This window comes from Planctomycetia bacterium (genome assembly GCA_034440135.1).
Lineage (GTDB): Bacteria > Planctomycetota > Planctomycetia > Pirellulales > JALHLM01 > JALHLM01.
The window spans coordinates 1-6,944 of record JAWXBP010000145.1 but is presented as its reverse complement, the minus strand read 5'-3'; the positions used below and the strand labels follow the sequence as shown (position 1 = coordinate 6,944).

The window sequence follows — 6,944 nt, the reverse complement described above, 5'->3', positions numbered from 1 at the left end:
TCGTTGCATCGAGACTGTGGAATACGAGTAACCCCGTCGCGGTAAGCGCTGCGACCGCCAGACTTCCCATCATGATCACGGTCGTGGGACGGAGGGCAGCGGCGTGACGCAGCATCAGAAGCATGGCGGCCGAGATCGGCACGCTCGTCAGAACCAGCGTCGCAAAGCACTCCGCCACGTCACGGAGGCGAATGCCATCCGGTCCAAGGCCCACCCAAGCGATCACGCAGCCATAGCCGATCGTCGAAATCCAAAGGACGAGCGTCGGTGCCGGGAGCAGGAGCCAAAGGCGCGATCGGTCGGGAAGACTGACGACGAAGGCTGCGATTGCCGCCAGAATGCCCGTGAGGAGCGATGCGACAATGCCGACCACGAAGGTCGACTCTTGCGCTTTTCTCGCAATATCGGGCCGCACGCCGTGGCTCACGCCGATGAGAACCAAAACGAGCCCGGCAAGAAAAAGCCAGAAGATCGCGCGCCGGATTGGCGGGCGCAGGCGCCGAACGGGCGGCACATTTGCTGAAAGCGAATCGATGAGGTCGGGCGTTGTGATCACGTTTTTTCGCTCTTGCTACCGAGAATCTTACGCAAGCTCTTCAGCGCGCGGTGCATGGCGACCTTCAGGGCCGCAACCGACATACCGCTGACTTTCGATGCTTCCCTTAGGGACATTTCCTGCAGCTTTAGAAGTTTGACGGCTTCGCGTTGACCCGGGGGTAAACGCTCGACTGCCTTGTGGAGTGAGTGCTCTTCCGACCTTGTCTCCTCTATGTTCGTTAGAGGCTCCCCAAAAGTTTCATACTCGGCCTTAAGGGCGTCATCCCTCAATCTCGAGCGACCCTGCTGTCGAAGCCTGTCGATCGCCCGCCGATGGGCAATCGCAACGAGCCAGGGGGTGAACGGCCGGGTCGGATCATAGGTATGTCGGATGGAATGGATGGTGAGAAGCACATCCTGCGTCGTGTCCTCGACGTCGCGCGGGTCCCGATGGCGTGGCGCCACGAGCGAACGTACATACGGCACGATTTCCCCGAGAAGGCGCCGATAGGCCTCTCCGTCGCCCCCCTGCGCGCGCGCCATGAGGATCGACCAATCGACATCCCGTGCCAGCGAACGCGCGCGTGCTTCGTCGGATCGCCCGCGGCTAATCGAATCGGACATGGACGCGTCGTTTGAGACGACGGCAAGCGGTGGTTGCCGGTTGCGCGACCTGGGCGACATGGCACCGGCTTGTAAACGAATACGTCCCACTATCGGATCGTTCTCTGCCATCCGCGCCATCAACAGAATGTGAGCAATTCCGCCCAGGGCATTCGAGGGCAGAAATGACGGCCCGGCTGTAACCATTGGCGCAATCGAAACGAACATTATGCACCGGGTCTCGATTTGAGCCGGCATCAGAAAAGGAGCCCCCCACTATGACAAAGATATCCGCCATCGCCGTCGCGTCGGTCGTCGCCGGCGCGCTCGCGCTCGCAGGTACTGCCGTCGCCCAGACGCAGGGAGCGTCAGGCTTCAAGTGCTACGGCATCTCCAAGGCCGGCCAGAACGACTGCGCCAACGCCGCCAAGACCCACGATTGTGCTGGTCAGTCGAAGACCGACTACCACCTCGGCGAATGGAAGGCGGTGAAAGACGCGGCCGAATGCGCCAAGTTGAGCGGCGTCGATAAGCCCGGCAAGGGCGTGAACCCGAAGGCGCCGAAGGCGTAACGATCGGCGGGGCCCCGGGATCGGCGAAAGTGGTAGCCTTTGCCGATCCGGGGGTCACCAACCGATTGCGATCTTAGCGGAATGCCGGAATCGCTAAGCTCACCTAAAATCCAATTTGTCCGGTCCATCTGCAGGGCAGCTAGCTGACTTCGTCGCCCGCACGTTCAAATGCTTCGCGGCGGCACGCCGACCGTCGGCCGGCTGAAGTGCTTGACGAGATCTCGTTCAGTTGTGCCGGCTGTCGACGCTCGAGGAGCTGCGCGGACTACAGGACTCATGCATTCGCAGATGCGCACGGCTGAGCCACCGACAGCCGATTCGCCGTACAGCAACGACAGGCGCCACACGAATCTTTCGCCGCATGGTCCTAATGCCGCGATCCTCCAATCAGGCACACCTGGAGAGGTAACGTGACGACAATGACGAAGGCTCATAGTAAGTCCGCGACTTCGAGCACCGCTCCGCGCTCGCGAGGAGTCATCTCATCGCTCGGCCGCTTATTCGAAACCCACGAAGCATTCGGTCGCAGCCTCACGACCTATGTCGAGCCCGTTTTCAATGTCGCCGCTCGCATTTGGATGGGAAAAATATTCCTCGATTCGGGCATGGCGCGCGTGACCAACTGGAAAAGTCAGGATTTCCTGTTCGCCCAGGAATACAAGCTGGGCCTATTGTCGCCGAAAGTCTGGGCAATCGTCACGACGGGTGCCGAGCTCGTACTGCCCGTATTGCTGTTCGTCGGCCTCTTCACTCGCGTGCCGGCACTCGGCCTCCTGATCATGACAGCCTTCATTCACTTTGTCGTCGGTTACGCGAACGATGATTATCTCGCACCCTATCACTATGTGTGGATGCTGGCATTCGGCTATCTTTTCATCCGAGGCGGAGGTCCGCTTTCAATCGACGGACTCATCAGGCGTGGGCGAAATTAGTCGAAACCAAGGAGCATTCATGAACGACACGAAGCTCGAAGGCATCAGCGCCTGCGTATTCGATGCGTATGGGACCCTGTTCGACTACGCCTCCGCGGCCGCTCGGTGTCGCGACCTGCTCGGCGACAAGCTGGGGTGTGGCTACCGTTTATTCCATCCGGGCAATTGGACAAAACGTCGTGAACCAAGGTTAGGATAAACTGGCTGTACGCGTACAGGCGACTGAGCTGGTCGCAAGGCGAGCCCAGTCTCTGCCTCGGCAGATTGCATTTGCGAAAGGGACAAGCCGCATTCGTGGATCAATTGCGCCAGCACTACGATCCGCGCGAGTTGGAGGATCGATTGAGAAAACTTCCCGATCGCGCGCGAGCAGCTCGTCAGCGGCAAATCCTAGATCAGGGATTCGAAGCACCGTTCGTAAATGATGCGGTATTGCTGCATGAAAAGGTCCTGAAGGAGATGGAAACGGTCCTATCTGGACAAACCTGGCTGGGTGGACAGGACTTTTCACTGGCCGACATTGCCATCGTCCCTTATGTGAATAGATTGTACCGCCTCGGTCTTGGCGGCATGTGGTCTACCCGGTTTAACGTGACGCGATGGTGGGATGCGACGCAGGCACGCCCAAGTTTCGAAACGGCGATTACGGCGTTCGGCTCGACCGCCTACGACGATGACTTGCGGAAGCGGGGGATCGACGTCTGGCCTCAAGTCAAGGCATTGTTAGCCGCCTGAAGGTGAGTAGCCTCGGTGATGGTTGAGTTGGACCATTTCCGCTGACTGTCGAGCGTGGAGATGAGGTGGACGCAGCCGGCTGTCGTCACAAGCGCGTCTGATCGGAACTTCGGAGGAAACGGGCCGATGATTGGAACAAGCTGGATTCGCGAGCAGGGACTGCAAGACGCCCTGTTAGTCGAGTCACTTCGGCAGCTTGGTATGCAGGAAGTGCCTCTGTGGCGGCGCAAATTTCCAGAGCGCGACGCCGCCATGAAACACTGGACAGAGCTCGCGCCGCTGCGCGACGGGCCGGTCAATCCGGTGCGCGTCGAGGTGCCCGACCTTGCCGCGATGGCGGACAACATCAAGCGCCGCGGGCGGGCGGCGGGCGCCGACGATGTTGGGATGACGGCGCTACGCCCCGAATTTATCGAGCTCGGCGTTGACCTTCCGCACAAAAACGTCATCGCCGTCATCTGCTACGAAGACTACGGCAAGACCCTCGAAGGGCCGGACGCGGTCGATCTTGAGGCGATGACCGCCTACGCCCGCTGCGCCGATGTCGCTACCGAACTGGCGCGGCAAATCCGCGACGAGTTCGGCTACTCCGCTTTAGCGCATCACAACGGTTCGTTCCAAATACAGGCAATTCCAGTTTTCAATGCGGTTGGCTTCGGCGAGCTGGGGCGCCACGGCAGCCTGATTCATCCCGTGTTCGGATCTAATTTCAGGCCGGGCTTCGTCACCACCGACCTTCCCGTGGCCTACGACCTGCCACGAAACTTCGGCGTGCAGGACTACTGCATGACCTGCAACCTCTGCCGCAATAATTGCCCGGGAGACGCCATCCCCGACGATTACATCGTCACCGACGGCATCAAGCGCTGGCTCACCGATATCGAGAAATGCTACCCAATCTCGCGCTTCCGCGAGACCTACTGCCACATCTGCGTCGATGTTTGCCCTTACATCTACAAGGAGAACGGCGATGCGAAGAAGCGCGACACGTTTCGTGAATACATGAAGGTGCGGAAGAATGAGGGATACAAAACCCCAAAGGGTGACCGCTAGCGAAACGGCCTATCGCGACGCTACCGGCACACCGACACGGACGGCACCGGTGCTGGCAGAGCTGGCTGAGGCCGCGCTTTCCCTGCTTGCGGCGCGCGGGCAACGCGAGACTGGCGGCGGCACATCGATCCATGTGAAAACGACACTGGGTGTACCGCACCTCGACATTCGTTGCACAGGCCCCGATCTACCCAAAGCGGTTTCAGCGCAGACCGCGCACCCCTCGTCGATACCGAAGCAGCGGCCCTGGGTCGGAACCTACCGCCTCGCCGTCAAGGCGCCGCTGCTGGTGTTCGACATCTACTGGAATCCAGGCGAACCGCTCAGAATCATGCAGTTCAGCCGGGGCGATTGGGAGCGCGAATTGCTGGCGGAACGCGACCGAGTCCGAGTCGCATAGTTGCCTGCCCGAGCGGATAGCGAGGTATGTAACGTTCATTTGACTGCCGCACGCGCGGCGATGCTCTATGGCTGTGGTGTTTCGTTCGAACGACTGCGTGGGACCCGAACCGTACCGGGGAGGCGAAATTGAGCGAGAAGCTACAAGCGGGCGGCAAAGTGCCGGAGATCTCGCTGAAAACCGTCGATGGCGGCTCCGCCAAGATCGGTGGCGCGCGCGAAGGATGGCAGTTGGTCGTGGTCTATCGCGGCAAGCACTGCCCGATCTGCAAGCGCTACCTGACCGGCCTGAACGAACTGATTCCGGGATACACCGAGGCGAAGATAGAAGTGATCGCCGTTTCGGCCGATTCGGAGGAGAAGTCGAAAGCGTTCGCCGATGAGGTAAAGCCGAGCTTTCCGATCGCCTACGGCCTCTCGATCGACGACGCCCGCCGACTCGGCCTTTACATCTCGAACCCGCGCTCACCGCAAGAGACCGACAAGCCTTTCGCGGAACCGGGCCTGTTCGTCGTCAATCCAAAAGGCGAGGCGCAAATCGTCGACATTTCGAATGCCCCTTTTTCTCGACCCGATCTTGGCGCGATTCTGAACGGGCTCAAATTCGTTCAGGCGAACAACTATCCGATACGCGGCACTGCCTGACGACTGGCGTAGTGCGACTGAACTACCTCTGGTAGGGACCACGGGTCGGAGGCGATTCCTGTGCCGCACCGGCATCCACCGGATTGCCATTAGGCGGGGTTGGCAAGTAGTGCGGTGGAACAGGTCCGCCCCGTTCTTTGCGTGTTTTGGCTTGTTGAGGCGACTCGACGACCGCCGCGGCCGCGAGCGCGGACTTTCGATCAAGCGGGACCGGAGCCTGCCGGTCTGGCGGCGGCATCATGTTCGCGTGGTAGTAGGCGACTTTGTGTTTTGCCGGGTCGAGCTTGCGGCTCGGATCGATATCGCGCTGATTGGTGCTTTTTGCAGCAACCGTCGTCCCATCGACGATCTCGTGGTCGAACCACCATTTCTTCGCGGGATTGCGGCGGCCATTGCCGATCCGGTCATCGAGCCAGGTCGCGATCGGCACCAGGATGGGCTTCAGCCACATCGCATTGATGCCGAGCCAACTGGCGATCCTGGTGAGGACAGGCCCGTCAGCATCGACGACCTTGTTGAGCGGGCAGGTTTTCATGCAGCGCCCGCAGGCCGCACCTTTTGAATTGGTGAGCCGATAGCGCGTGCAGCGTTCGACATCGGGTTTCCAGATTTCGTAGCCGTTGAACATCACCTTGTCGCCCCACGGGATCGCGTCGCAGGGACATTCGCGCGCGCACTTAAGGCAATTATTGCAGAACGTCTGCAGCCCAAAATCGACCGGCTTGTCCACTGTGAGTGGCATGTCGGTGGTCAACACGACTGTCTTAAAGCGTGGCCCGACAAACGGATTGAGCACAAGCTCTCCGATCCGGCTGAGTTCGCCGAGCCCAGCCCATAGGACGAGGGGAATGTGGAGCACGTCGCTATCGGCGTTGGTCTGCGAACGCGCCGAAAAGCCGGAGCCCCGCAGTACCTCGGCCATCACACCAGCGATCTCGGCGCCGCGGAGATAGGCGCGCATCGATTGCGCGCCCGAGATCCAGTCGTCCCCACTCGCACCCTCCATCGTGTCAAATCCCTGGTCAATGAGCATGACGACGGCATAGCGCTGGTAAGGTGTGATTGGCTCGCCCTTTGCCCCATGCGAGAACCAAGCATAGCGCGGGATTTCACAGATGCCGGTGATGTCCGCGCCAAGATAGTACGACAGCGCCTTTATTGCGCGAGCATTGGCCGCAGGATCGGCAAAGCGGCGTGTATCCACTTCGGAGATGGGCCCGTTTTGAAACGGCACCATCGATCGAATCAAGGCAAGTTGGCTGAAAGAGAGCGGCGTCTTGAAGGAAAAGCGCGTCCGCTCTTTCTGCGACTTCTCGCCAAGATCGCCGTGAAGGGCCCTGTCGAAGAAAGCAGCGCGCTTGGGTACCCGTGGCACTTCGTCGTCGAGGATCAACGTGGTCGGGCGCTCCACGCGCTTGACGGTCTCCATCGGGTATCGGCCAAGATGGGACGGACGCCGCGCGCGGCG

9 protein-coding genes and 1 pseudogene are annotated in these 6,944 nt (G+C 60.3%); 7 read left to right on the top strand and 3 right to left on the bottom strand.

Features of this window, described 5'->3' with window-relative positions; translation table 11 throughout:
* Positions 1 to 556, bottom strand: a 556-nt coding sequence (locus SGJ19_08395; GenBank protein ID MDZ4780256.1) for a DUF1109 domain-containing protein, incomplete at its 3' end; no start/stop codon positions are given.
* The gene (locus SGJ19_08390) at positions 553 to 1,368 is read right to left on the bottom strand and encodes a sigma-70 family RNA polymerase sigma factor (GenBank protein ID MDZ4780255.1); all 816 of its coding nucleotides are present in this window, start codon (positions 1,366 to 1,368) and stop codon (positions 553 to 555) included. The genes SGJ19_08390 and SGJ19_08395, both read right to left, overlap by 4 nt.
* Before the next feature lie 50 nt (positions 1,369 to 1,418).
* Here SGJ19_08390 and SGJ19_08385 point away from each other — a divergent pair, with 50 nt between their 5' ends.
* The 7 genes and pseudogenes from SGJ19_08385 to SGJ19_08355 all read left to right on the top strand — a co-directional run bounded on the left by SGJ19_08385 (position 1,419) and on the right by SGJ19_08355 (position 5,476).
* Positions 1,419 to 1,712, top strand: coding sequence for a DUF2282 domain-containing protein (locus SGJ19_08385; GenBank protein MDZ4780254.1), 294 nt, complete (start codon positions 1,419 to 1,421; stop codon positions 1,710 to 1,712).
* A gap of 419 nt (positions 1,713 to 2,131) precedes the next feature.
* Complete coding sequence (locus SGJ19_08380) at positions 2,132 to 2,644, top strand: DoxX family protein (protein MDZ4780253.1); 513 nt, start codon at positions 2,132 to 2,134, stop codon at positions 2,642 to 2,644.
* Positions 2,645 to 2,663: 19 nt separating this feature from the next.
* Positions 2,664 to 2,774: pseudogene (locus SGJ19_08375) on the top strand (haloacid dehalogenase).
* 164 nt (positions 2,775 to 2,938) lie between these two features.
* Positions 2,939 to 3,379, top strand: coding sequence for a glutathione binding-like protein (locus tag SGJ19_08370; protein MDZ4780252.1), 441 nt, complete (start codon positions 2,939 to 2,941; stop codon positions 3,377 to 3,379).
* A gap of 126 nt (positions 3,380 to 3,505) precedes the next feature.
* Positions 3,506 to 4,432 carry a hypothetical protein gene (locus SGJ19_08365; GenBank protein MDZ4780251.1) on the top strand — a complete coding sequence of 309 codons (927 nt, stop codon included), beginning with the start codon at positions 3,506 to 3,508 and terminating at the stop codon, positions 4,430 to 4,432.
* Between the two features lie 49 nt (positions 4,433 to 4,481).
* On the top strand, positions 4,482 to 4,832 hold the full coding sequence (locus SGJ19_08360) for a hypothetical protein (protein MDZ4780250.1): 351 nt from the start codon (positions 4,482 to 4,484) through the stop codon (positions 4,830 to 4,832).
* Positions 4,833 to 4,960: 128 nt separating this feature from the next.
* A complete protein-coding gene (locus SGJ19_08355) occupies positions 4,961 to 5,476 on the top strand; it encodes a peroxiredoxin-like family protein (protein MDZ4780249.1) in 516 nt (171 codons plus the stop codon).
* A gap of 22 nt (positions 5,477 to 5,498) precedes the next feature.
* Here SGJ19_08355 and SGJ19_08350 read toward each other — a convergent pair.
* Positions 5,499 to 6,944, bottom strand: a 1,446-nt coding sequence (locus SGJ19_08350; GenBank protein MDZ4780248.1) for a reductive dehalogenase domain-containing protein, incomplete at its 5' end; no start/stop codon positions are given.